Source organism: Paraburkholderia franconis, assembly GCF_009362735.1.
GTDB classification, from domain to species: domain Bacteria; phylum Pseudomonadota; class Gammaproteobacteria; order Burkholderiales; family Burkholderiaceae; genus Paraburkholderia; species Paraburkholderia franconis.
In genome coordinates, this window is record NZ_WHNP01000019.1 from 1 (window position 1) to 24,705 (window position 24,705).

Genomic DNA, 24,705 nt, shown 5'->3' on the forward strand with positions numbered 1-24,705 from the left:
CGCGCTGCCGTCCGACTTGCATGTGTAAGGCATGCCGCCAGCGTTCAATCTGAGCCAGGATCAAACTCTTCAGTTCAAACCTGTTACTGTTTTCGGGCTCTCTCGAACCCGGTCGCTCACTCAAAATCACTGACTGATGGTTCGATTTCTCAAACCTTCCTCAATTTCTTTCTGTGTGAGTCTCGATTACTTTTGCCTTCGGCAGCTCCTGAGAACCACCGCGCGCCGTCATCGAGCACCCACACCTGTCGGCTGTTAGTTTTTAAAGAACATCGCTAAAAGCTGCTGCTTTTTCGCGTCCCCGTCGTTTGGAGAGGCCGAATTATGCGGATCGCCATTCACCGCGTCAAGCATTTCTGCAAATAATTTTTCCGGGCCAGAATAAGCGGTCGTGCGCATAGAGCAATTGCATTTGTCAAGGGACACTCACGAATTCCTTTGCACTCTTCGTGCGTTCGACTTCATTGCGCAATTGGCACATCGGTTCGCCGGGCCACACACATCCGACTACCAGGGCTCGCTTACCACGGGGTTGTTTAACGAACCTCCGTTGACTAGTCTTTTGGCACACACTCGATGAACAGGCTGCACAAGCTGCGCGATCTGAAAACCGGATGTCGGGTGTCTGTCACAGTCGATACGACGAGATATCGAGGGCCATCGTGAGCACACATGACGCCACAGAGAACAACGTCTACAGCGAAACACAGCGCAGGATCGAAGAAGATCTGAAACGACGGGCAGAGGAAAATCAGGCGCGCGTCGACGAAATAAGGCAACAGCGCAGACATCTGTCGGGGGGCCCCACTCCGTTGATCATCGTGGCCGATGGCGACTCGTGGTTCGACTATCCGCTTCCGTTGATCGGCCATACAGACGTTGCAGACAGCCTGCAAAGCCAGGCAACACTGACACCCGCGATGATGAAACTCGCCCACTACGGCGAAGCAACGACGACCCTGATGGGCGTGACCAAACGTCAGCGATTGATCGACTACATCAGTGAGCCGGCCCACGGCCCAATCGACGTCCTCATGTTCTCAGGCGGAGGCAACGATCTGGTTGGCGACCAGTTTCGCTTCTGGCTGGAGAATGCAACGGACGTGAATAACGATCCGACCCAAGGCGTCAACAACGAACTCTTGCGCGACATACTGGGCGTCATCAATGGCGCCTATCTCGAGTTGATCCGAATACGAAACCGATATGCGAGCCACGCGACGATACTGCTTCACGCGTACGACTTCGCGATTCCGACGGGCATTGGCGCATGTCCGTTTGCAGGCCCATGGCTTCGGCCTTCGCTGGTAGAGCAAGGTTGGCCCGACGTCAAGCAGGGCCGGCACATTGTGAAGGCCATTCTCGAAGCCTTTAGAAGCAGGCTGAAAGAGCTATGCGCGGCCAACAAGAACGTCGTCCTCGTCGAAACGCAAGGTACGCTGTCATCCGGTGACTGGGCAAATGAACTTCATCCCACTCCTGACGGATTCGACAAGATTGCAGCGCGGTTCCGTTCGAAGTTGCGGAGCATCCCCAAATTCAAGAACAGAATCTGATATCCGATTGCCCAGAGCCACGCACGCATACGCGTCGGCCACGCGCGATGCCGCATCATTTTTTATCATGTATTGCATGCGGATTAATCGATTGCGCGGAATCGGCCAGTCGGCAATAGTGAGCCTCTGCCGTCGACGTGCGCGTTCGCGCGTCAGCATCTGGCCTGACCCGGCCGTCTCTGGAGCGTTCAAGTGGAATCGCGGAACCAAGCCGACATCCTCGCCACCTTGATAAAGGAACTGGGAACCGACATCGTGACGCCGGGCATCGACGTCGCGCCGCGCTACTTCACAGGCTACGGCGAGGCACCCGGCAGCCGCCCTCTGGCGCTCGCGCGTCCGCGCACGGTCGACGAGGTATCGTGCATCGTGCGGCTCTGTCACCACATTGGCGTCGCAGTTGTCCCGCAAGGGGGGATGACAGGTCTCGCGGGCGGCGCAGTCCCGCTGGGCGGGGAGATCGTGCTGTCGATGGAGCGCTGCAGCGGAATCGAAGAAATCGACGCTGCGGCCAGCACCGTCACGGTCAAGGCCGGCACCGTGCTGCAGACGGTGCAGGAAGCGGCACGCACCGCCGGGTTCGAGTTGGGGTACGACCTCGGCGCGCGCGGCTCGTGCCAGATCGGCGGCAATCTCGCGACCAACGCCGGCGGAAATCGAGCAATCCGCTTCGGCGTCGTGCGCGATCAGGTTCTCGGACTCGAAGCGGTACTCGCCGACGGAACGATTGTCAGCTCGCTCAACAAGATGCTCAAGAACAACAGCGGCTACGACTGGAAGCATCTGTTGATAGGCAGCGAAGGCACGCTCGGTGTGATCACCCGCGCGGTGCTCAAGCTCTACCCCGAGCTTCCTTCGGCTTCGACGTGCCTGTGCGTGGTGCCCGACTATCAGTCGGTGGTGGCGCTCTGGCAGCAGGTGCGCGCGCAATTGCCCGATGCCAGCAGCTTCGAGGTGATGTGGCCGGACTTCTATCGCTATGTGTCGGCGAATACGCCTGGAGTGCAAGCGCCTTTGCAGGTCCAGCAGGCCTTCTATGTACTGGTCGAATGCGCGACGGCCGCCCACGATACGAAAGCGAGCGCCGCCCGCCTCGAAAGCTGCCTCGGCGCCTGGCTCGAAGCGAGTCTCGTCAGCGATGCAGTCCTCGCGACTTCGTTGCAGCAGGCGCAAGCGCTATGGCTCATCCGTGAGGGCCTCGCGATCGACGAGTTGCCCAACCTGATCAACTACGATGTGAGCCTCCCCATCGGTCTCATCGGCGAGTTCGCCGAGCGCTGCGAGAAGGCGCTGATCTCGCGCTGGCCGCAGGTTGTCAGCCTTTTCTTTGGACATCTCGGCGACAGCAACGTGCACATCGGCGTATCCATCGAAGAACTGCCGGCGGAAGGCGTGCATGCGGTCGATCTCGTCGTGTACGAGGTCGTGCGCGCGATGGGAGGCTCGATCTCTGCCGAACACGGAATCGGTACGCACAAGAAGCCGTTTCTCGGCTATTCGCGCTCGCCGGCTGAACTCGCATTGATGCGCACGCTCAAGGCCGCGCTCGATCCCAAAGGCATACTCAATCCGGGAAAAGTACTGTAAGCGCCTTCGCTGACGAACGCGACACGCAGGCCTGTTTCAATCAGCCATCTGTTTTGCGTATCGATCTTTCCGCAGGCGCATTGCGGTGAAGGCGTGCTTCACCCAAACCGCGATACACGCGCTCGGTACTGAAACGCAAACGATGCATCGTTTCGAACAGGGCCGCCAGGTCCAGCGGCTTGCGGAAGTAGCCGTCGTAGCGGACGAACGCGGGTGGCGTCAGCTCTCCCGATACGAGAATGAAGATGGCGTCGGCGACCGTGGCATCGTCGCGCATGCGCTCGCACAACACGCCGCCCGACATGCGAGGCATGCGCAGATCCGCAATGACGTAATCGACGGTCGACGCGTACAGCAATTCGAGTGCCTCGACGCCGTCGGCGGCCGTCAGCACCTCATAGCCCGCCTGCAGAAACGCGCTCGCCCATGCGTCGAGCGTAGAGGGCTCGTCGTCGACGAGAAGGGCGCGTTCCATCGCAGCAGGCTCCGCGAACACGGAAAGATTCAATCATATGAACAAAGCCCGATCTGTTCAAGGAACGTTCGGGTCACAGAGCGCGAGTCAAGCGCTCTGCGACCTCGCCCGTCAACCGCCGTGATACATCGGATCGAGCGTGTCCGACGGTTCGCGATGGCCCGACTGCGAGCGGGTGAATTCGTCGCCGCCGACGTCGCCCTGATTCTGATCGTCCATGCTGCCCTGCTCGTGTTTCATCGTCCTGGGGCGAACGGTTTGAGCGTGGTGAGATACAGGCGCATGGGCAGCGGAGTAATCGGAGGAGGATGCTGAGCCATAACCGCCCGCGAAGGACGGAACAGCCAGCGTCGAAGCACACGCGACCAGCAGCGCAGCGAGGGATTTCGCTTTCATGACGACTCCAATAAGCGTGTCGAACATCCCGATGCACCTGGTTCAGGTCCATTGCGCGCGCCATGTTCAACGTTGATGGAACGATCGGCCAGGCCGCGCGCCAGCAAAGAGGCTCGAACGAACAACCCGCCTTTCGGAATCCGATCGATATTGCTGACGCCGCAGCGGCAGCACGAAACCGGTCGTCGTTGCGCCCGCATCCACAATTGCACGGCTTATGCCAATGCCGGGATGCGTATCGTCTAAACGATCCTGAGCGCCCGGAATTAAAGGACTTCGCCCGCAGTTGGGGCTGCTTGTATGCCTTGGTGATGGTGGCGTGATGTCGGGCGATAGCCAACGTTTGTCGACCGGCCGTACGCGTGCATCCAACAGACGAAAACGTGCCCACTTCTTCGAGAAGTCGTTGCGGGTCTATCGCTGCGTTGCTGTCCGACTGCGACTAATCATTGTCGGACCCGGCACCGCAAGCGCCGCACACTCACACTTACCATTGAGGGGAAACCGCGCCGCGTAGATCAGATCAATGCTCACATTCTCACGGGATGGCCGGCATGATCAGTCAGACAAAAAGCCTTGCCCTAACGGGGCTGCTGATCGGCGGCGCCGTCGTGACGGCGTGGCTGATCGATTCCGACAGGCATCATCCGTCTGACATGAAAACGGCGGCTGCCGCCAGCGTGCGCGACAGCGCTTACCTGCCGCTTCACGACACAGACGCCATCTCGCTCGAACGCCCGCTCGATCCGCGCTTTGCGTCCACGTTGCAAGCGGCGCGCGACAGCCTGGGCCGTCACGACCGCGCATCCGCGAAAGTGCTGGTCGACGCGATCCTGATGCTGGACAAGAACAATCCGCAAGCACTGGCGTTGCAGCGAGAACTGCAATCGCCCGATGCCGCGCCCGCTGACAACAATAAAGCCGTAGCGGTGGTGATGGATGCACAGCCCGCCGCGCAGGCCAGCGCAAAGGCCGCAAAGAAGACGGCGGCCCCGCATCGCCATCGCCCAAAGACATCACGAGCGAATCCCGCATCGACGCCCGATGACATGAATCCGGTTCGCGGCGTGCCACCCGTTCTCGACGAAACGGTCGAGACACCCGCGACAGCGGCCGCCGAGCAGGTCAGTACGGGAGCGGAACGAACAAGCGAGCACACGAAGCCGGCGCACGCCGGCTCGCAAGGATCGGATGGCGCGACGGGCGAAGCCGCGCACAGCGGCGACGATCAGTGAACGTGTTGCGACGCTGACGATCGACTACGAGCGTCCGCCCCGCTCTTTGTTTTCCTCTCGGTCCTTGCAACGGGATTCCGGTGCGGACTTCCTCAAGACATGCGGCGAGCGTATTGCGCTCGCCGCATCGCGGTCATTGCCCGCCGAAGAAAATCGACTTCGGATGCCCGTCCGTCGCGTTGGGCGCGCCCATCTGCATCGAGCCGTTCGGCGCTACGCCGCCGACGGCCGTCCGCTCCATCGGCTGTTGCTCGCCTGTCGATGCTTTCGCTTCGGCTGCCTGGATATCGGCAGGGTAAGTCGCCTCGTCGCCGCCCGGGCGATAGCCCGCTTGTTCGACGCGTTGCAGATCTTCACGCACCTGAGCGCGCGTGACCGGCCCTTGATCGGCCTGAGCAAAAGAAAGTGCCGGCGCAGCCAGCGCGCACGAAACGATTACAGCCTGAATCAGTGCTTTCATGATGGTTCACCTGCATGTGAGTCGTTGACCAGCGCCACCTTCTTCATGAAGGCGGCCCCAATGCCCTTCGCCGCAGATTCGCGTGGTTCGTCTCTTGTCGGTTTCGGTTCGCAAAGGGTTAACGCCATTGTGTGCAATGAGTGCTGACCTAAGCCTGTCTCTCACATGACAAATGCGTCATCTACTCAATGGGCATGCATCACGGCCCATCAATCGCCGCGCAAGATGTCGGATTTGTAATGTGCCAGTCACTAATGGGTAAGTGCGCCGCCGCCACACTGCGACCCGATGACATGCCCGCGCGTGAACCGCGCATGGCGCATGCCGACAGATCATCGTCCAAGGAAACGTCATGTGGATCGTCAAGCTGGCCCTGCGGCGGCCCTACACTTTTGTCGTGCTGGCTGTGCTGCTCTTCATCGTCGGGCCGCTCGCGATTCTGCGCACGCCGACGGATATCTTCCCGAACATCGACATTCCCGTCGTCAGCATCGTCTGGTCATACAACGGCTTTTCCGCCGAAGACATGGCGCATCGGATCACGTCGAACTACGAGCGCGCGCTCACGAGCGACGTCGACGATATCGAGCACATCGAGTCGCAATCGCTGAATGGCGTGTCCGTCGTGAAGGTGTTCTTTCATCCGGGCGCGGACATCAATCGCGCGATCGCCGAAGCCGCGTCGAACTCCGCGTCGATCCTGCGCGTCCTGCCACCGGGCACGCTGCCGCCGAACATCATCACGTATAGCGCATCGACGGTGCCCGTGCTGCAACTGGGCCTTTCGAGCCAGACGCTGCCCGAACAGACGCTCTACGATCTCGGCAACAGCTTCATCCGCACGCAGCTCGCGACCGTTCAGGGTGCCGCCGTGCCGTTGCCGTACGGCGGCAAGATCCGGCAGATCATGGTGCAGCTCGATCCGAAGGCGCTGCAGGCGAAAGGCCTGGCACCCAGTGACGTCGTCAATGCCGTCAACGCACAAAACCTGATCCTGCCGGGCGGCACCGCGAAGATCGGCTCGCGCGAATACAACGTCGAGATGAACGGCAGCACCGACACAGTCGCCGCGCTCAACGATCTGCCCGTCAAGACAGTGAACGGCAGCGTGGTCTATGTGCGCGACGTCGCGCACGTGATCGACGGCTACGCGCCGCAGACGAACATCGTGCGCAGCGACGGCAAGCGCGCGGCGCTCTTGCAGGTGGAAAAGACGGGCAGCGCATCGACGCTCACGATCATCCAGCAGGTCAAGTCGATGCTGCCGAAGATCGCAGCCGGCCTGCCGGGCGCGCTGCACATCACGCCGCTTTCCGATCAATCCGTGTTCGTGAAGTCCGCGATTTCGGGCGTCGTGCGCGAAGCGCTGATCGCCGCATGTCTGACGGCCGCGATGATCCTGCTCTTTCTCGGCAGCTGGCGCGCGACGCTGATCATCGCCGTGTCGATTCCGCTTGCCGTGCTCACGTCGCTGATCGCGCTGTCGGCCCTTGGGCAAACGATCAACATCATGACGCTCGGCGGGCTCGCACTCGCCGTCGGCATTCTCGTCGACGATGCGACCGTGGCAATCGAAAACATCACGCATCAGCTTGAAAAAGGCGAGCCGCTGCACGACGCGATACTGAACGGGTCCGGCGAAATTGCCGTGCCGACGTTCGTGTCGACGCTCTCGATCTGCATCGTGTTCGTACCGATGTTTCTGCTCTCGGGCGTCGCGCGCTATCTGTTCGTGCCGATGGCGGAAGCCGTCGTGTTCGCGATGTGCGCGTCGTACTTTTTCTCGCGCACGCTAATCCCGACGCTCGCGATGTACCTGATGCGCGCGCCTTCGAAGAACGGCGATGCCGCGCGCGGCCGCCTTGCGATCTTCGCGCGCTTTCAGGCCCGCTTCGAGCAGCGCTTCGAAGCGTTGCGCAGCGGCTATCGTCGCGTCTTGCAACGCGCGATTGCGAGCCGCCGCCGCTTCATTCCCGTCTATCTCGCGCTGTGCGTGGGATCGCTCGCGCTGATTCCGTTCGCGGGCCGCGACTTTTTCCCCGCCGTCGATACGGGCGAAATCCGTCTGCATCTGCGCGCGCCGACGGGCACGCGCATCGAACAGACGGCGCGCATCACCGATGAAGTCGAAGCGAGGATACGCACGGTGATCCCGCAGTCGGAACAGGCGGCCGTGCTCGACAACATCGGCGTGCCCGTGAGCGGCATCAACCTGACCTACGACTCGTCGGACCCGATCGGCCCCGAAGACGCCGACATCATGGTGACGCTCAAGCCCGATCACAAGCCGACCGCTCAATACGTCGCGCAGTTGCGCAACGTGCTTGCCGCATCCTTTCCGGGGGTCACGTTCGCGTTCCTGCCCGCCGACATCGTCAGCCAGATCCTGAACTTCGGTCTGCCCGCGCCCATCGACGTGCAGCTCGTCGGCAACAAGCTCGCGCAGAATCGCGTCGTCGCGGACAAGCTGCTCGCGCAGATGCGCAGCGTGCGCGGTCTCGTCGACGCGCGCATCCAGCAGCCCGGCGACGAACCGACCATCGACGTCAACGTCGATCGCACGAAGGCCATGCAAGCGGGGCTCACGCAAAAGGACGTCGCGCAGAATCTGCTGATCGCGCTATCCGGCAGCTCGCAGACCACGCCGAATTTCTGGCTCGATCCGAAGAACGGTGTCAGCTATCCATTGATGGCGGAAGTCCCGCAGTACGACATTCACTCGCTGCAGACGCTTGCCAACATTCCGTTGACGACGAATCAAGTCAGCGTCAATCCGCAGAATCAGCTGGGCACGCTCGGCACGATGTCGCGCAGCTCGCAGCAGGCCGTCGTGTCGCACTACAACGTGCAGCCCGTGCTCGACATTTTCGCGTCGACGCAAGGGCGCGATCTGGGCGGCGTCGCAGCGGACGTGACGAAGCTCGTCGATGCGGCGCGCGCGCAGTTGCCGCCCGGTTCGTCGATTGTGATTCGCGGACAGGTGCAGTCGATGAGCGAGTCGTTTGCCGGCCTCGGCGCGGGTCTCGTGTTCGCGATCGCGCTCGTCTATCTGCTGATGGTTGTCAACTTTCAGTCGTGGCTCGATCCGCTCATCATCGTCAGCGGCTTGCCGGGGTCGCTCGCGGGCATCGCGTGGATGCTGTTCGCCACGCATACAACGCTCAGCGTTCCTGCGTTGACGGGCACGATCCTGTGCATCGGCATCGCGACGGCCAACAGCATTCTCGTCATCAACACCGCACGCGAGTCGCTCGCTGCCGGCATGGAGCCGCTCGCCGCCGCGATCGATGCAGGCTTCAACCGCTTTCGCCCCGTGCTCATGACGGCGCTCGCGATGCTGATCGGCATGCTGCCGATGGCGCTCGGCCTCGGCGACGGCGGCGAACAGAATGCGCCGCTCGGCCGCGCGGTGATCGGCGGCCTCGCGATCGGCACGCTGTCGACGCTGATGTTCGTGCCCGTCGTCTTCGGGATCGTGCATGCGTGGCTCGCGAAGCGCCGCGCCCATGCCGACGCGAAGCGCGCCGACGTGACCACACACGCTCAATAAGGACATACCATGACCACGCCCAATCTGCCGACGGAGCACGAGCCGTCCACCGGCGCGGACCTCGCGCTCGCCGATTCTGCCGGCACGCAGCAACCCGCCACCACCGGCAAGCGCACGCGCTTCGTCTTGCCCATTGCGCTCGCGGCCATCGCCGCCACGCTGCTCGCGATCGGCATCGTGCCGCGCCTGCATGCGAGCACGGCGCTCACGGATCAGGTGAACGCACAGCGCTATCTGACCGTCGATGCGGTGACGCCGAAGCGCGCGCCCGCGTCGCAAGAACTGCTGTTGCCGGGTTCCGTGACGCCCTACGCCGATGCGTCCATCTACGCGCGCACGAGCGGCTATATCCAGCACTGGTACGAGGACATCGGCGCGAAGGTGAAGGCAGGACAAACGCTCGCCGACATCCAGACGCCGGAGCTCGACGCGCAGCTTCAACAGGCGCGCGCCGACGAGGCGAACGCGAAGGCGAACTACCGCTTTGCGAACAGCACCGCGCAGCGCTGGCAGACGATGCTGCAAACGCAATCCGTCTCGCAGCAGGACGCCGACGCGAAGACGAGCGACAGCGCGGCGAAGCTCGCTGCGTGGCAGGCTGCGCAGGCGAATGTCGCGCGTCTCTCCGAGCTGGTGTCGTACGAGAAAGTAACGGCGCCTTTCGACGGCGTGATCACCGCGCGCAACGTGAACGTCGGCGCGCTGGTGACGGCGGGCGGATCGCCGGGCCTTGCGGCCAACGCCGGCGAGCTCTTTCACATCGAGCAGACGGACCGCTTGCGCGTCTACATCGACGTGCCGCAAAACGACGCGAGCAGCGTGTCGCCGGGAACGAAGGTCTATCTGACGACGCAGCAATATCCCGGCCGCCGCTTCGACGCGATCGTCGCGCGCAGCGCCGATTCGATCGATCCGGTGAGCCGCACGTTGCGCGTCGAAGTGGACGTCGACAACCGCGATGGCGCGTTGCTGCCGGGCGCATATGCGCAGGTTCATCTCGCGCTGCAAACCGCGCATCCCGCGCTCGAACTGCCCGTGAGCGCCCTGCTCTTCCGGCCCGATGGCATTACCGTCGCCGTGATCGGCAAGTACAACAAGGTGCAGCTCAGGACCGTGACGATCGGCCGAGATTTCGGCACTTACGTCGAAGTCGCGACGGGGCTGGAAGCAAGCGACCGCGTGATCGACAATCTCGGCGACGCGATCAGCAGCGGCGAAACCGTGCATGTCTCAACGACGCCGACCACGCCGACGGCGGCCGCGAAGTCCGCGCAGCACGGTTGAGCGCGAGATGAGGCTGATCATGTTCAATGTCCGCGCATCGTTTTTCCGCAAGGCGCTCGTCGTCGGCATCGCGTGCGCGTTGAGCGCGTGCTCGACCTTGCCGCATTATTCGCAGCCGCAAACGGTTGTGCCCGATCACTACGCAAGCGCGCCGCAGGCAGCGTCCGGCTGGACCGTTGCCACGCCCGCCGACGCGCAGCCGCGCGGCCCTTGGTGGACGCTTTACGGCGACGACGAGCTGAATCGCCTCGAAGCACAGGTCGACGTGTCGAACCAGACCGTGCGCAAGGCCGTCGCGCAATTGCAGGCGGCGCGCGCGATGGTGGACTATCAGCGCGCGGGCTACGCGCCGGTCGTCACGGCGGGCGTGGCGCAATCGCGGGCGCGCACGTCGCAGAACGTGGTCGGCAAATCGCTCGCGGGCAAGACGGTACCCGACTACTCTGTCGGCGTCGCGGCAAGCTGGGAGCCCGATCTGTTCGGCCGCGTGAAGGACGCGACCGTCAATGCGCGCGACAACGCACAAGCAAGCGAAGCGGATCTGCAATCGGTGCGCCTGTCGGTCGCCACCGATCTCGCGATCGACTATTTCGACCTGCGCTCGCTCGACCGCCAGAAGAAACTGCTCGACGATACCGTGACGGCCTACGCCGCCGCGCTGCAAATCGTGCAGCAGCAACTGAAGGACGGCGCGATCGATGCGTCCGCCGTCGCCCAGGCGCAAACGCAGCTCGAAAGCACGCGCACGCAGGACAGCGATATCGACGTGCAGCGCGCGCAGCTTCGGCACGCGATTGCGACGCTGATCGGCAAGCCCGCTTCGTCGTTTGCGTTGCCGCCGAAAGTGGACAACGTCGCGTTGCCGCAAATCCCGACGGGCATGCCGTCGCAACTGCTCGAGCGCCGCCCCGATATCGCCGCCGCCGAGCGGCGTGTCGCTGCGGCGAATGCGCAGATCGGCGAAGCGCATGCGGCGTTCTATCCGGATTTGACGCTGTCGGCGGCGGCCGGGCTCGAAAGCACGTACTTCGCGCCGTGGTTCACCGCGCCGAGTCTTTTCTGGTCGCTCGGCGCGCAGATCGCGGGGACGCTCTTCGATGGCGGCCGCCGCACAGCCGTCCTGACGAACGCGACCGCGCAATATGACGGCGCCGTCGCCGATTACCGGCAAACGGTGCTGGTCGCGTTCCAGCAGGTCGAGGACAACCTGGCCGCGCTCAATACGCTCGCGAGCGAAGCGGACAGCCAGCAACGCGCGACATCGGCGGCGGCGCTTTCGCTGAAGCTGACGACCAACCGCTATCAGGCAGGCGCCGTCAGCTATCTCGACGTCGTCACCGCGCAGACCATCGCGCTCACCAACGAGCGCACGGCGGATCAGATCGACGCGCGGCGAGTCGACGCAAGCGTGCAGTTGCTGAAGGCGCTCGGCGGCGGATGGGATCGCGCGATGTTGACGGACACGCAAGCGTCTGAATGAAGTGCTTGTCATCGCGAACGGGGCGCATATTGAAGACAGGCGCCGTCCGCGATTGAGATTTTCGGCGCATGAGTGGCATGCCGGTACGATCGACACCTCCGAATTGCGTCATGGCGATTTGTACGCAGTGGCCGATATCGGCGCGATGCGCTTCGACATCGCATGCGGCGACACGCGTGCACAGGGTCCTGAACATGGGGCTATGCGTTTTTCGATCGATCCGCGTGACGTCACAGTGTGGTCCAGCGGGCGGCACTTCGTGCGTCGGGAACGCGAACTTTCGTCTTCGTCGTCGAAGCGGGTTGGACCGCGCTTCGTGGCCGCTGCTTCACGCGCCCTCTTCCAGCGCGACGTCGTCGTGCTTGATGGGCGCCGTGAGCGAATCGTATGCGGACTGCGCGGCGAGAAAATCGACAAACGCGCGCACGTTCGGCGCGAGATTGCGGCGGCTGCCGTATGCAATCGACAGCCCCGTCGAAGGCAAATTCGTATCCGCCAAAACCTGCATGAGCGCATGGCCGTCGATATCCTCCGCGACGATCGACGCCGGCAGCAGCGCGATGCCCATGCCCTCGAGCGCCATGCGCCGCAGCATGTCGCTGCTGTTCGCGCGGATGTGCGTGGCATGCGGCGCGTTCGCGTCGAGCCATCGGCGCGCGGGATCGTGTTCGGCCGCCGATGCGCCGTCTTCATGCGAAAGCATCACGAGGCGGTCGAGGTCCGCCAGTTGTCTGATGCTGCCGACGCTTGCCAGATAACGCGGTGACGCGACCAGCATCGTCTGCGAACGCGCGACCACGCGCACCACGACTGACCCGGGATGCGGATAGTAGTCGCTCGTCAGGGCCGCGTCGAAGCGCCCTTCCACCAGACTGATGGGACCGTCTGCATAAATCACCTGCGGCACGACGAGCGGATAGCGGGCTGTGTAAGCGCCCAACAGTTTCGCGAGATACCCGGCGCCGACCGTGCCCTGCACCGCAAGGCGCAGCGTGCCCGACGGCACGCCTGTCGCGGCCAGCAGCCCGCCTTCGACGTCGTCGATATCCGCGACGATCGCGCGCACGCGGTCCAGAAACAGCCGGCCCGCTTCCGTGAGCGTGACGCTACGCGTCGTCCGTTGCAGCAGGCGCGCGTCCAGGCGTTCTTCGAGCGAAGCCACGCTGCGCGTCGCGACCGCGCTGGATACGTTCATCCGGTCCGCCGCGCCCGTAAAGCTGCCAAGCTCCGCGACCTTTACAAACATCCTGAGTGACTGCAAATAGTCCATCGTTGCCGCTTCTGTGAAGTCGCTTGCCTTGAGGAAAACGAGAGTCAGAGATCCGATGCTGGACTGTACAAAGGTAAAGCGCGCGGATAAAGCGGCTGTCACTGAATTGACTGTTCAGTCCACTCCTACAATTTCATGCACTGAAATATCTGCGGGACGCTGAAGTTGGTCGCAATGAATCGTGGTTGATTAGCAAGACAACTGTTTGCCGGCGAAAGCGCCTCGTCATCTGAGGGCCTTGCGTATCTTGCGCATGCCCGTCACCGTCGTTTCGACGATGTCCGGTCCGATCCGCGCGCGCAGGCGCCTCGCGAGATGCGCGCTTGCGTCGGCGATCGATTTTTCTAGCGCCTTGCCCAGGCGCGTCGGATAGACGCCCCATTCGCGCCCATCGGATGTGCCCTGCTGGCGCTCGACCAGCTTCTTTTCGGAAAGGCTGTCGACGAGCCGCGTCGCCGTAGGACGCGCAATGCCCAGTTTGTCGGCGATTTCGCTGCCCAGGCATCCCGGCGACGCCAGCACGACGCGCAAGACGAAACCCTGCGCGGGCGTCAGTCCAAATTCCGCATAGACGGGCGCCCACTCCCGCTCGACGAGACGGGCCAACGCGGATGCATTGAAGTAGAGGCATTGATCGAACATGGCAACCATTCGATCACGATTTGATTAGCAAGACAACTATATAGATGAACCAGAGAGCTTCGCCGGATGATCTGTCGAATGGTGGTTGACTTCGTTCCGAGGACGGGCGCTCGCTGGTGAAGCAAATCAGGTCATGAGTGGCGCGGCGCTTCGGCAGACGGGCACGAGGCTTGCTGCTTCCGCGTAGCCTCCAGATGTCGTAAATTGGGGGCGTTGTGTGTAGCAACAATGAGCCGCATCCCCGAACTCGCAACCCGTGATGTTCGCCGACATGACAAAGCTACCCTTCTACGCCAGCCTCGCTTATATGATCTGCGGCGCGCCCGCCACGAACGCGCAAACGCCGTCGCCGCTCGGCGAGTGGCAATATTCCGCAGGCATTCCGCTCGAAAAGATGTACCAGCCAAGCCGCCCCGACTGGGAAGTGAGACTCGGTGTCGGTTCGACTCTCGAGCCTCGATACGATGGATCGGACCGCTATCACACGCTGGTCGGCCCGAGCGTCGACATCCGGTATAAGGACCTCGCCTTCCTGTCGACGGGAGAAGGCGTAGGCGTCAACGTACTGCAAGGGAACAACTGGCGCGTCAGCATCGCAGCCGTCTACGACCTGGGCCGGCGCGCACACGATGATCCGTCTCGGCTCGACGGACTCGGCAACATCAATCCCGCGCCCGAAGTCAAGCTGGCAGGGGAGTATGTGATCTCCAAGGAATTCCCTCTCGTTTTTCGCGGCACCGTGACGCGCAGTTTTGGTGGCTCGAACGGATGGATCGCCGATCTGGGCGCTTACATGCCGCTGCCGGGCAGTTCGGAAAACTTCTTCTGGTTTGCGGGGCCATCCGTCACGTTCGCCGATTCCAAGTACATGAATAGCTGGTTCGGCGTGAATGCCGCGCAGGCGGCAGCCTCTCAATACGCACAGTACGACGCAAGCGCGGGATTGAAGTCGGCGGGATTCGGCGTGACGGTGATCTGGTTCGTCGACAAACATTGGTTCGTCACCGCTGACGGCGCGATCAAGCGGCTGCTCGGCAGCGCGGCGGGCAGCCCGATTACGCAGTCGAAAACCAACGGCGTGTGCGACGTGTCGATTAATTACCAATATTGATGTGAATAACGGTGCGGGCTGGGTCGGAAGGGCCTGTTGGCGGTTTTCCTGGCGATCCTTACTATTCACGTAATTGGGCGCAATTCGAGAACCTGAGGAGCTTTTTCGCAAGCAGTTGCGTAAGGGAGTACGCGACTGTTTGTCGCAACGTACGTTCTGTTCCTACTGAGTTCGGACGCGAGCCAATTCGTACGCGCAGTGATGCTCGATCTGGCTCGCTATTCCTCGCAATCTATTTACGGTAAATACGGTGCACGGGTCGAATGTCCCCATTTGGGGCGGCGAAGCTCCACCGCGCGGCTTCGGGAAAAATCACGACATCGCAATGGTCCCCATCTGGGGTGACGGAAGCACGAATTTGCCCAATGTGAGCCACTATGCTGCGACAGCGAGCGCTGCAATTGCCCGATTCGTGCACGTTTGTCGGAAAGAATGGTCGAATGTCCCCGGTTGGGGTGCGCGCTATTGTCCAACGGTGCTAGAGGATGAGTGTCCCCAGTTAGGGTGGATTGGGTCAGCAACTTGGGGAATTGGCCGGGTGTTATTTACGATAAATATATGCGTGCAGAAAGCACGCTCGACGAGAAAAGGAGGAAATTGATTTTCGGTTCAGTGAGTTAGCACGAATCTCTCGCGATGTTTCGAGCTTTCGGGAATTGGAGGCCAATGTCCCTTGGTGCGATTCAGACTGGAGATTTCTCAATCGAAGCAGCAACAAATTCTGGCGAGTTGTCCCCGTCTAGGGTGTCTTGAGGTTTGTATACCGTTTGGTAAACAACGTTTACAGCGTTTACATCGCTCAGTCCCTTATCAGACAACGGTTCAAGCGCCCTTATGTCTCCGTTTGGGGTGGCTAACGTCCCCCGTCGGGGTGTCACTTTCGGCTAAACGTCCCCGTCCGGGGCGTCTTGCGCCCCCAATCGAGGTGGGATTGTCCCCGCCTGTGGTGGATTCGCGGAAAACGAGATCGACCTGCCCAAAACGTGCGGACGAATCGGGACAATCCGATGGATGCGTAATTGACATGTCCCAGACGATGATTGCAAGCTGGGGTCATTTGGCGCACAATCCCGCCATGCGCAAAACTTTGCCGGGTGAGGTTCGTAGCGAGAGCGTCAAAAAGCACGTGGCCGCAATTCATACGAGCGGCGAACTTTCGCTGCTGGAGCGAAAGCTTTCCAACGTGCTGCTGCTGCACTCGTACGACAACCTTCTGACCACGAGAACGCACCGCCTTCCGGTGCGGACGCTCATGCTCGTGCTCGGCTGGACGGAAAGCGAAAATACCGAGAAGCTGCGCGAAGCGTTGCGCCAGCTCGCCACTACGGCTGTCGAGTTCAACGTCATGGACGATGGGCGGGAGCGCTGGAGCGTGATGCCCATTCTGTCCTTCGCCGAAATCCGGGCAGGCGTGTGCTCGTATCGCTATGACGAGGCGCTCGCCGAGAAACTGTACGATCCGTCGATTTACGCTACCGTCAATCTCGGCGTGCAACGCAAGTTTTCGAAATCGCACGCGCTAACGCTTTACGAGAATTGCCTTCGTTTTCAGAAGGTCGGCTCGACGGGCTGGATTGAACTGCCGGTGCTGCGGAAGCTGCTCGGCGCGACCCAAGAGTACTACGACGATTTTCGCAGGTTGAACAGCAAGGTCATTCAGAAGGCCGTGAAGGAAATCAACGACGTTTCAGACATCAACGTCGACGTCGAATATCAACGGCTTGGTCGTTCGGTGACGGGAGTGAAATTTCTCATTCACCAAGGCGCTCAGCAGTCGCTTCTGACGCCGGAGACCGAAGACGAGTTCGCACACGTACGCGATACCGAGATTTATCGGAAACTTCGCGCGCACGGAATTGGCGACAAGCTCGCGCTCAGCTTTGTCATCGAAGACGAAGAGCGCGCGCGCCTCGTCGTGCAACTCGCTGAAGACAAGGACCGCAAAGGGCAGATCAAGCGGTCGACGGCTGGCTTCATTCGTACGTTGATCGAGAACAAGGCAGACGTCTCCGAGCCAGAATACGAAAAGGAAAAGCGCGAGAAGGCGCAGAAGCAGGCTGCTGCGGCTCGCTCGCGGACGCTGGATGCGCGCATCCAGGAATTGCGTATCGATTTCGATCGTCTCCAGTGCGCGGCGGCCGTCAAGGCGCTGACGCAAGATGAGAAGCGTGCGTTCGCGCGACAGTTCGTCGAGGGCGATGGCGCCAAATATGCGCGCGAGTTCCGGCCCGACAGTCCAGGACTCTTCTCGGGTTCTGTCGGCCGCGTGAATTTCGCATCCTGGCTAAGAAATCGCGTGCGGCCGGAATTCGACGGTGACAAGTTCGATGCATGGCTTTCTCAAAATCACCAGGACATTGCGTCGCAACGAAATTCCTGAAAATCGCGTTTTTCCGTTGAATTAATGGCTTTCTGTCGAGCCATCTGATATAAGCTGACTGCATCGTCTTCTGCGGATCAGCTAATGAACATCACCATCCAGGACATCGTCGATCAGGCCGCGCGCGCGACTGACATCGTCTCGCAGGTTCGGGGCCGCATGCTGGCGCCGAACGCCCGCAAAATCCCGCCTGTCTTCAACGCTTCACAGCTGGCCGTACTTTGTGAAGTCGACAAGAGTCAAATCACCTATCGCGCATCGAAGGGCGATCTTCCGCCAGGCACGGTGAATGCGACGGGTTCGCGACGCGAATTCTCATTGCCGGAAGCGCGCGAGTGGGTGCGGGCCTATCGCAACAACGCGCTGCGTCCGGCCAGCGCGCCGGCGATGACCGTCGCAATCGGCAACTTCAAAGGCGGTGTGAGCAAGACGACCACGGCGATGACGCTCGCGCAGGGCCTCAGCTTGCGCGGACACCGCGTTCTGGTGATCGACACCGACCCACAAGGATCGCTGACCACGTTGTTCGGAATTCTGCCGGACACAGAGGTCGAAGAAGATTCGACGATCACTGCCCTCGCGACGGGCGACCAAAGCAGCATCGAATATGCGATCCGCGAGACGTACTGGGATGGGATCGATCTCGTCCCGGCTTCGTCGTCGCTGTTCAACGTGGAATTTATTTTGCCGAGTCGCCAGATGAAGGAGCCGGACTTCGAATTCTGGAACGTGCTCAACACCAGTCTTGAGCAGGCGCGCAGCAACTACGACGTGATCATCATCGATACGCCGCCCGCGCTGAGCTACGGCACAGTCAACGCGTTTATGGCCGCGGACGGGCTGATCGTTCCGACACCGCCGAATGCGCTCGACTTCGCCAGCTCGGCTCAGTTCTGGACGCTGTTCAGCGATCTCGCTTCGAATCTGACTGCGGAGACGAACACCGACAAGTCATTCGAGTTCATTCACGTGCTGCTGTCACGGGTCGACCCTGCGGATGCGGCGGCGGGTGTCGTCCGCGAATGGATTTCCGCGACGTATGCGGAAAAAGTTCTGCCCGTGGAGATTCCGAAGACGGCTGTGACGGCGGCGAGTTCGGCGGAGTTCGGGACCGTGTATGACATCTCGCGATACGACGGCAATGCGAAGACCTATCGCCGGGCGCGTGAGGCGTACGACCGCGTGACCGAAATCGTCGAGCAATCCATTGTGGCCTTTTGGGCAAAGTCCAAATAAGGGAGCGTTAAATGTCGATCAAGGACAGGCTTGCAAAAAAGACTGGTGATCTGATGGTGCCCGCGCCAGCGTCTCCGGAAGGTGGCCGCGGTGCTTCTCCTCGCACGGCGCCCGGTCAGATGCTCGCATTCCGCAGCGCGATGCGCGAGAGTTCCGATCGTGTCTCGCAGCTGGAGGCGCAGCTGAAAGACTACGACGGAACCGTGCCGATTCGCGCGCTTGATCCCACGGCGATTCATGCGTCGAAATGGGCAAATCGCCAGGATTTTGGGGATGAGAGCTTTGCCGAATTGAAGTCGCTTATTGCGGAAGCGGGCGGCAACACGCAACCGATCAAGGTTCGACCGGACACCGAGGGCGAAGGGTATGAGATCGTGTTCGGTCATCGACGCCATCGCGCGTGTCTGGAGCTCGGGCTGCCGGTGAATGCGATAGTCGATCGCGAAATCACCGAACAAGGCCAGTTCGTTCAGATGGATCAGGAGAATCGGGCTCGCAAGAATCTGAGTCCGTGGGAACAGGGTGTCTGGTACAAGCGCGCGCTGGATGACAAGTTGTGGCCGTCGCAAAACGCGATGGCGAAGGCATGCGGGCTGTCGCAAGGGAATATTTCGAGTGCGCTGCTGGTGGCTGAATTGCCTGATGAAGTCATCGCCGCATTTCCTTCGCCGCACGATATTCAGTTTCAAGGTGCCCGGAAATTGGCTGGCGCGGTCAAGAAGGCGCGGGACGAGATCGTGCAACGGGCCATCGAGCTTGCGGAGGATCCGACGAGAACGGCGCCGGAAGTGCTGACTGCGCTGTTGGGAGCAACGCGTCCTGCGGCATCCGCTCGAAAGGAAGAGGAAGTTGGCATCGAACGGAAGGGTGATTTGCTCGTGATCCGGTTGCGTGCAAGTGGCGTTCCGCAAGATCGGGTTGAGGAGCTTCGACAGCTGATTACCGGGTTTCTCGAGGACGTGCAGTCGTCGGGAGCTTAATGGTGTACCGGTGCCTGCCGTTGCGGTCGGTAGGTGCTGTTGGATTCTTTGAAAAGTTTTAGGGGCGGCGGTGGTTGGTCTGACGCTGCTCTGATTCCACGTGATCTCGTAGTTTTCCTTGCCTCGGTCGATACCGACCAGCCCCCTCGTATTGCATCCCCTATTTCTTTCCCGCGGCCGTATGAGTGGCCGCAATCGCAGCTCTTTTGCCTGCACACCACTCCGGCGATCTGAGGTCGCGGGAGTGGTGTTTTTCTCTGACGAGTAATTCGGGCCGTCCAGGCTTACTGCGATGTCAGTGGGCCACCGCCACGGTTATTTACCGTAAATAGGATGGTGTCTGTGGGCTTCGCGTCGCGACATCTCAAGAACCGGACCGGGCGCCGCCCTCAAACCTGTGAACATTCTCTGCGAGAAAATCGGCTCGCGGCTATTTACGGTAAATAGGTGGAAGCGCGACGAGCCCGTGGTCGCCTGGTTTCGCGGACTATTTACCGTAAATAACCGGTGGCACGACCACCTACAGCCGCTGAGACACCCGGAGTGAACTCGACCGCTTGTGCCCAGGCGACGCTTCCAGCCACACGGTCAGGGCGGGCGTCATCATGTTATAAAGCGTCACTCTGTATGTGCGACCGGTGCGGAAGCTGAACTTAGGCTAGCCACGAGTGGTACTTTACCTGCAACGCCCGAGATTAATCGTAGGCGGCACTCGTCTACCGTCGATAGAGGAACGCGTACTCTTGGAACGACAGACAGAGGCGGAGCGATGAAGCGGAGCTTGGCGCGCTCGTCATCGAAACGCAGCGCCGGTGCTTGTCAACCGAGAGCCGCGACGGCGAGCGGGAAAGTGCCGGAGCGATCACACATCATCGGCGTGCACCGGCGCCCCGCCACACGCGACCAAATGTGGAAGCGGTACGAACCGTACCAAATGGCGGCGCAACCGATACGTGTGGATTGCGAGACTCTATGGCGCGGACGTCCGCATGCGGTAGCGGCTCCGTCGATGCCGGAGCAGGATTCCTTGCGATTGAGGCGAAGCTGTCCCGCGGATCGGCACGGCGAATTCACTCGGCCCGTCAAACCCAAAACGCCGATTTGCGGTCGACAATGCTCCGATAGATTTTGGCTTCTCGCCACACTCGCGGACGCCGCCAGATCACCGGACGACCGGAGACCTCTGGAGTTGCCGCCAGGCAAATGAACAGTGGGAGATGCGCGTTGCCGCGTTGGCCGCCGTCTGTGGAGCGCGACAACGACTAACGACGCACAGTTCTTTGCCGAATTTTCAGTGAATCTTCGCACGTGACCGATCACAGCCAGTTGATCTAGCGATCCGGCACCGTCTCGCTGGAACATACAAGCGACTCGAAATACGCACTTGCGTGTGATCCGATCTGCTGCACGCCGGTCGAACGACCACAGCTCCAAAGACAGCACATGCCACACGCGACGTCGAATCGGAGTCAAAAACTGACGATCGAAAAGTAGATAACGCGCCTACGTATCGGTCGACAAATGCGACACCTATGTGCCGCCGTACGCAACCATGCACCCAAGCCGTTGATGGACAGGGAGATCGCACTGGAAGCGCCGCCGAACTATATCGAAGAGCTGCCCTTGGATGCCTCGGAGCGAGATGGGTCTCCCGTCTTGATCTCAAAGGATAATCAGCTGTACAGACAAATACTCGCAACGACCGGGCAGTGGTCACAAGAGTATTTCAGTCATGCCGTTCTAGCGGTCGCACGCCAGCCGCCAACCGCGAAAACCCACGCCGCTGCGACGACCCAAAAACACCGCACATCACTGAAAACCTTTAATCGGCAAGCACTTGTCGTAGAATCCGTGAAACAACCTTAAGAAAACCGCCCAGTCGAAGAAACCATTACAATGCAATGACTTAGCCGATCGACTGCTGTATGTTTCACGATATTTCGGCTCCGGCACGAGATATTTTGCGTCAAACGCGGCTTTCGCTAATTTTCCGATGCAAATTCACGGATATGTACTCTTTAGTACGTAATCTGTGATGTTTGCTACATATTTCCCGGCAACTCGCCAATCGAGCCCGCGCGCCAGCGACCCAAAGCGCAGAAGGCTCGTCAAACCCTACCGCAAAAGCACCAACTGCGGCACCGCATCGCCGCCGCACCACACGACTGCGTTTTGGCCGAACTGCATCCCAAGTGCCTTGGCATCCTTCACCGACACTCCCAGCACCAGAAAACTCGGCTCGCCGGGCCAGCCGTTGGACGGGTGCTCGCCGACGCCATCGATAGACGTCAACCCGCGCTGCGAGAGTTCGCGCGCGAGCGAGAGCTGCCGGTCGACGTTGGCTGCGTCGTCGAGCATCCGGCTAAACGGATTGCACGCAGTGATGAACGCGCTGCTCCGCACAGCATGCGCATCGTGAATGGCAGCCAGCAACGCGTTGTATTCGCCGATCTTCAGCGTCGCCGGCATGGAACCGCGCACGCAATAGTGCGTCTCCAGATAGGCTTGGATCGTCGCACGGGGAATCTGCGAATCCGAAAACAAATAACCTCCGCTGAACGAAAGTCGACGCAGCGTCGCACCGCAAACCCACATCGCTGTCGCAACCGCCGCGCGCGGACGGGAAGCGTGAGCGCAGGCGTCCACCGATGCGTAATGAGGCGGCAGTACAGCACGGCGGTCAATCTGGTGTCAACGCATCGAAGACCCGACGGCCACGCTGGCGATCCACCCAACGCCCCGCGTGCGAATCCGCGTGCGAATATCTGCTGCGTCCCGAATGCCAATGAACCGACACAAGCCAGTCCAATGAACAAGGTACTAGAACTCAAACATGCGAAGCGTCGCGCGACGCTTTTGCTTTTGATCGCCACCGCCGTCTTCGTCACGACCGCGTTCATGCGCGCGAGCCTGTGGGTCGATGGCATCAAGGCTGTGGCGGAAGCGGCGATGGTCGGCGCGCTGGCCGACTGGTTCGCTGTCGTCGCGTTGTTCCGGCGCGTGCCGATTCCAGGCGTGGCCACGCACACCGCCATCATCCCGCAGAACAAGGACAAGATCGCCGACAATCTCGCGCTTTTCGTACGCGAGAAGTTTCTCGACGAATCGTCGATTGTCGGCTTGATCCGCGAGCACGATCCCGCGCAGAGCGTCACGAACTGGCTATGCGTCGACGCGAACACGCAGCGCCTCGGCGACTACGTGGTGAAGCTGACGGCCGGGATACTCGAATTGCTCGACGACGCGCGCATCCAGCGTTTCATCAAGGATGCGCTCGACGCGATGCTCGACAGAATCGATCTGTCGAAGGCAACGGGCGCGATTCTCGATACGTTGACGCGCGATGGCCGGCACCAGCAACTGCTCGACGACGGCATCGAGCATCTGATGGCGCTGCTTCGCGAGCCCGGCGTCCGCGCGTTCATCGCGGAGCAGATCGTCGACTGGTTCAAGCGCGAGTATCCGACGCTGGAAAAGCTGATGCCGTCAGAGTGGCTCGGCGAGAGCGGCGCGAACGTTGTCGCGCAGGCGGTGAACAACATGTTGCTGCGCGTGAGCGAAGACCCCGAACACAAATTGCGTCACAAGTTCGACGAAGCGGCGACACGCCTGATCGTCAAGCTGAAGTCCGATCCCGTCTTTCTGCAGAAGGGCGAGGAGATCAAAGGCTACCTGAAGGACAGCGAGAATCTCGCGCTATACGTCCGCGACTTGTGGGGCCAGTTGCGCGACTGGCTGCGCGTCGATCTCGAGCGCGGCGACTCCGTGCTGCACACGAAAGTGTCTGCGATGGGGCAATGGATCGGCCGCGAACTCGCGAACGACGAAGCGTTGCGCCGTTCGCTGAATCAGCATATGGAAGAAGCGGCGCGCGCAATGGCGCCGGATTTTGCCGGCTATCTGACGCGCCACATCAGCGACACCGTGAAGAACTGGGATTCGCGCGACATGTCGGAGCAGATCGAATTGAACATCGGCAAGGATCTGCAATACATCCGCATCAACGGGACGATCGTGGGCGGCTGCATCGGTCTGCTGCTCTATGCGAGCTCGCAGATTTTCGCGTTCGTGCGTCTGCACGCGTGGTAACGCGTGCGCGGCATTACTGCGTGCCCGACGGCTTCTTCTGTTGCGCGCATTTCTGCGTGAAGACCATGCTGGCCTGGTCGGGCGTCATCGCTGCACCGCTATAAACTCTGTCGATCACCGCATCGACGGCCTGACGATCCGACGCGTCCTTGTAGTACTTCCGCGCCTGGTCCAGCGCCTGCGCCCTGGTCTTCTTGTGCAGGCGCCAGGAGGCGACCTGACCGGCGATATCGCCGATCGCGAAACACTGGTCGGCGACTGTCTGCGCGAACGCATGCATCGACGGTTGCACGAGGCCGATGGCGAGCGCCGCCGTGAGTACTGCTCGTTTCATTTGCGGGTCCTGTTATCCGATGGGCGATAGTATAGAGATGGGCGGATGCGCGATGCACTGTGGCGCACGCCCCGCTGATCCATATCGTCCTCACCCGCATCCGCAGGTTGCCCATGCCGCTCAATCCTTCGTCGCCGCTCGCCAGGCTGATCAACGGTCCGATCCGTCCCGGCAGGATCGTCTGGATAGGTTTGCGTACGCGGCGAAAAGTCGCGATGACGGTCGTCGAAACGGCACTGATCGACGCAAACGCGGGCCTCGTCGGCGACCACTACGCGAGCCGTGGCGGCGAACGGCAGGTCACGCTGATTCAGGTCGAAAGTCTGCGCAGCATCGCGAGTCATCTGGCGCGCAGCGATGTTGCCGCGAGCGACTTGCGGCGCAACATCGTGACGGAAGGCATCAACCTGATGGCGCTGAAAGACCGGCAATTCCAGATTGGCGGCGCTGTGCTGCAAGCGACGGGCGAGTGTCATCCGTGTTCCCGCATGGAAGAAGTGCTGGGTACAGGCGGCTATAACGCCGTGCGTGGATTCGGCGGCATTACGGCGCGCGTCGTGAAGGGCGGAGAGATCCGGATTGGCGATGGGATCGAAGCGCTGCCCGTAGCGTTGCACGCGGCCGGCTAGCGCTGCCGCGA

Annotated in this window: 22 protein-coding genes and 1 rRNA gene; 14 read left to right on the forward strand and 9 right to left on the reverse strand. The window is 61.2% G+C overall.

The genetic code is table 11. From position 1 onward, the window contains the following. Both GCT13_RS20750 and GCT13_RS48460 read right to left on the reverse strand, forming a co-directional pair. Positions 1–76: ribosomal RNA gene (locus GCT13_RS20750) — 16S ribosomal RNA — on the reverse strand; the annotation flags it as partial. 179 nt (positions 77–255) lie between these two features. Continuing rightward, complete coding sequence (locus GCT13_RS48460) at positions 256–399, reverse strand: hypothetical protein (protein ID WP_193727713.1); 144 nt, start codon at positions 397–399, stop codon at positions 256–258. A gap of 413 nt (positions 400–812) precedes the next feature. Here GCT13_RS48460 and GCT13_RS20755 point away from each other — a divergent pair, with 413 nt between their 5' ends. Continuing rightward, positions 813–1,556 carry an SGNH/GDSL hydrolase family protein gene (locus tag GCT13_RS20755; protein ID WP_152761120.1) on the forward strand — a complete coding sequence of 248 codons (744 nt, stop codon included), beginning with the start codon at positions 813–815 and terminating at the stop codon, positions 1,554–1,556. Between the two features lie 192 nt (positions 1,557–1,748). After that, complete coding sequence (locus GCT13_RS20760) at positions 1,749–3,143, forward strand: FAD-binding oxidoreductase (RefSeq protein ID WP_321574506.1); 1,395 nt, start codon at positions 1,749–1,751, stop codon at positions 3,141–3,143. A 40-nt stretch (positions 3,144–3,183) separates the two neighbouring features. Here the strand turns inward: GCT13_RS20760 and GCT13_RS20765 are convergent, their stop codons facing one another. Both GCT13_RS20765 and GCT13_RS20770 read right to left on the reverse strand, forming a co-directional pair. Further along, positions 3,184–3,618 (reverse strand): response regulator, encoded by a 435-nt coding sequence (locus tag GCT13_RS20765; RefSeq protein WP_152761122.1) that lies wholly within the window; start codon positions 3,616–3,618, stop codon positions 3,184–3,186. Positions 3,619–3,729: 111 nt separating this feature from the next. Then, a complete protein-coding gene (locus GCT13_RS20770) occupies positions 3,730–4,041 on the reverse strand; it encodes a hypothetical protein (RefSeq protein ID WP_152761125.1) in 312 nt (103 codons plus the stop codon). A 35-nt stretch (positions 4,042–4,076) separates the two neighbouring features. Here GCT13_RS20770 and GCT13_RS20775 point away from each other — a divergent pair, with 35 nt between their 5' ends. Together GCT13_RS20775 and GCT13_RS20780 are read left to right on the forward strand one after the other, a co-directional pair. After that, positions 4,077–4,337, forward strand: coding sequence for a hypothetical protein (locus GCT13_RS20775; RefSeq protein WP_152761127.1), 261 nt, complete (start codon positions 4,077–4,079; stop codon positions 4,335–4,337). Positions 4,338–4,568: 231 nt separating this feature from the next. Then, complete coding sequence (locus tag GCT13_RS20780; protein ID WP_152761129.1) at positions 4,569–5,249, forward strand: hypothetical protein; 681 nt, start codon at positions 4,569–4,571, stop codon at positions 5,247–5,249. Between the two features lie 133 nt (positions 5,250–5,382). Here GCT13_RS20780 and GCT13_RS20785 read toward each other — a convergent pair whose 3' ends face one another. Then, complete coding sequence (locus GCT13_RS20785; protein WP_152761131.1) at positions 5,383–5,709, reverse strand: DUF4148 domain-containing protein; 327 nt, start codon at positions 5,707–5,709, stop codon at positions 5,383–5,385. A gap of 352 nt (positions 5,710–6,061) precedes the next feature. On the opposite strand from GCT13_RS20785, the gene GCT13_RS20790 reads away from it, so the two are divergent. The 3 genes from GCT13_RS20790 to GCT13_RS20800 are packed head-to-tail and all read left to right on the forward strand — an operon-like array spanning position 6,062 to position 12,023. Then, positions 6,062–9,259, forward strand: coding sequence for an efflux RND transporter permease subunit (locus GCT13_RS20790; RefSeq protein WP_152761133.1), 3,198 nt, complete (start codon positions 6,062–6,064; stop codon positions 9,257–9,259). Between the two features lie 9 nt (positions 9,260–9,268). Continuing rightward, positions 9,269–10,543: an efflux RND transporter periplasmic adaptor subunit gene (locus tag GCT13_RS20795; protein WP_152761135.1), complete on the forward strand. Its 1,275-nt coding sequence runs from the start codon at positions 9,269–9,271 to the stop codon at positions 10,541–10,543. Positions 10,544–10,562: 19 nt separating this feature from the next. Further along, complete coding sequence (locus GCT13_RS20800) at positions 10,563–12,023, forward strand: efflux transporter outer membrane subunit (protein WP_152761137.1); 1,461 nt, start codon at positions 10,563–10,565, stop codon at positions 12,021–12,023. A 328-nt stretch (positions 12,024–12,351) separates the two neighbouring features. On the opposite strand, the gene GCT13_RS20805 is transcribed toward GCT13_RS20800, so the two are convergent. Then, entirely contained in the window at positions 12,352–13,293 is a 942-nt protein-coding gene (locus GCT13_RS20805; RefSeq protein ID WP_152761139.1) for a LysR family transcriptional regulator, read from the reverse strand. 225 nt (positions 13,294–13,518) lie between these two features. Next, positions 13,519–13,935, reverse strand: a complete 417-nt coding sequence (locus GCT13_RS20810; RefSeq protein ID WP_152761141.1) for a MarR family winged helix-turn-helix transcriptional regulator — start codon at positions 13,933–13,935, stop codon at positions 13,519–13,521. A 271-nt stretch (positions 13,936–14,206) separates the two neighbouring features. On the opposite strand from GCT13_RS20810, the gene GCT13_RS20815 reads away from it, so the two are divergent. The 5 genes from GCT13_RS20815 (at position 14,207) to GCT13_RS20835 (ending at position 21,508) form a co-directional block, all read left to right on the forward strand. Next, the gene (locus tag GCT13_RS20815; RefSeq protein WP_152761143.1) at positions 14,207–15,046 is read left to right on the forward strand and encodes a MipA/OmpV family protein; all 840 of its coding nucleotides are present in this window, start codon (positions 14,207–14,209) and stop codon (positions 15,044–15,046) included. Between the two features lie 676 nt (positions 15,047–15,722). Then, a complete protein-coding gene (locus tag GCT13_RS20820; protein ID WP_321574516.1) occupies positions 15,723–17,426 on the forward strand; it encodes a replication initiation protein in 1,704 nt (567 codons plus the stop codon). A gap of 84 nt (positions 17,427–17,510) precedes the next feature. After that, positions 17,511–18,662, forward strand: coding sequence for a ParA family protein (locus tag GCT13_RS20825; RefSeq protein ID WP_152761145.1), 1,152 nt, complete (start codon positions 17,511–17,513; stop codon positions 18,660–18,662). An 11-nt stretch (positions 18,663–18,673) separates the two neighbouring features. After that, positions 18,674–19,642: a ParB/RepB/Spo0J family partition protein gene (locus tag GCT13_RS20830; RefSeq protein WP_152761147.1), complete on the forward strand. Its 969-nt coding sequence runs from the start codon at positions 18,674–18,676 to the stop codon at positions 19,640–19,642. Between the two features lie 1,569 nt (positions 19,643–21,211). Then, entirely contained in the window at positions 21,212–21,508 is a 297-nt protein-coding gene (locus GCT13_RS20835; RefSeq protein ID WP_152761149.1) for a hypothetical protein, read from the forward strand. A gap of 249 nt (positions 21,509–21,757) precedes the next feature. On the opposite strand, the gene GCT13_RS20840 is transcribed toward GCT13_RS20835, so the two are convergent. Beyond that, the gene (locus GCT13_RS20840; RefSeq protein ID WP_152761152.1) at positions 21,758–22,186 is read right to left on the reverse strand and encodes a DUF3293 domain-containing protein; all 429 of its coding nucleotides are present in this window, start codon (positions 22,184–22,186) and stop codon (positions 21,758–21,760) included. 264 nt (positions 22,187–22,450) lie between these two features. Here GCT13_RS20840 and GCT13_RS20845 point away from each other — a divergent pair, with 264 nt between their 5' ends. After that, positions 22,451–23,731 (forward strand): DUF445 domain-containing protein, encoded by a 1,281-nt coding sequence (locus GCT13_RS20845; protein WP_152761154.1) that lies wholly within the window; start codon positions 22,451–22,453, stop codon positions 23,729–23,731. Positions 23,732–23,744: 13 nt separating this feature from the next. Here the strand turns inward: GCT13_RS20845 and GCT13_RS20850 are convergent, their stop codons facing one another. After that, positions 23,745–24,065 carry a hypothetical protein gene (locus tag GCT13_RS20850; RefSeq protein ID WP_152761156.1) on the reverse strand — a complete coding sequence of 107 codons (321 nt, stop codon included), beginning with the start codon at positions 24,063–24,065 and terminating at the stop codon, positions 23,745–23,747. Between the two features lie 113 nt (positions 24,066–24,178). On the opposite strand from GCT13_RS20850, the gene GCT13_RS20855 reads away from it, so the two are divergent. After that, the gene (locus GCT13_RS20855) at positions 24,179–24,694 is read left to right on the forward strand and encodes an MOSC domain-containing protein (RefSeq protein ID WP_152761158.1); all 516 of its coding nucleotides are present in this window, start codon (positions 24,179–24,181) and stop codon (positions 24,692–24,694) included. Positions 24,695–24,705 lie beyond the last annotated feature (11 nt).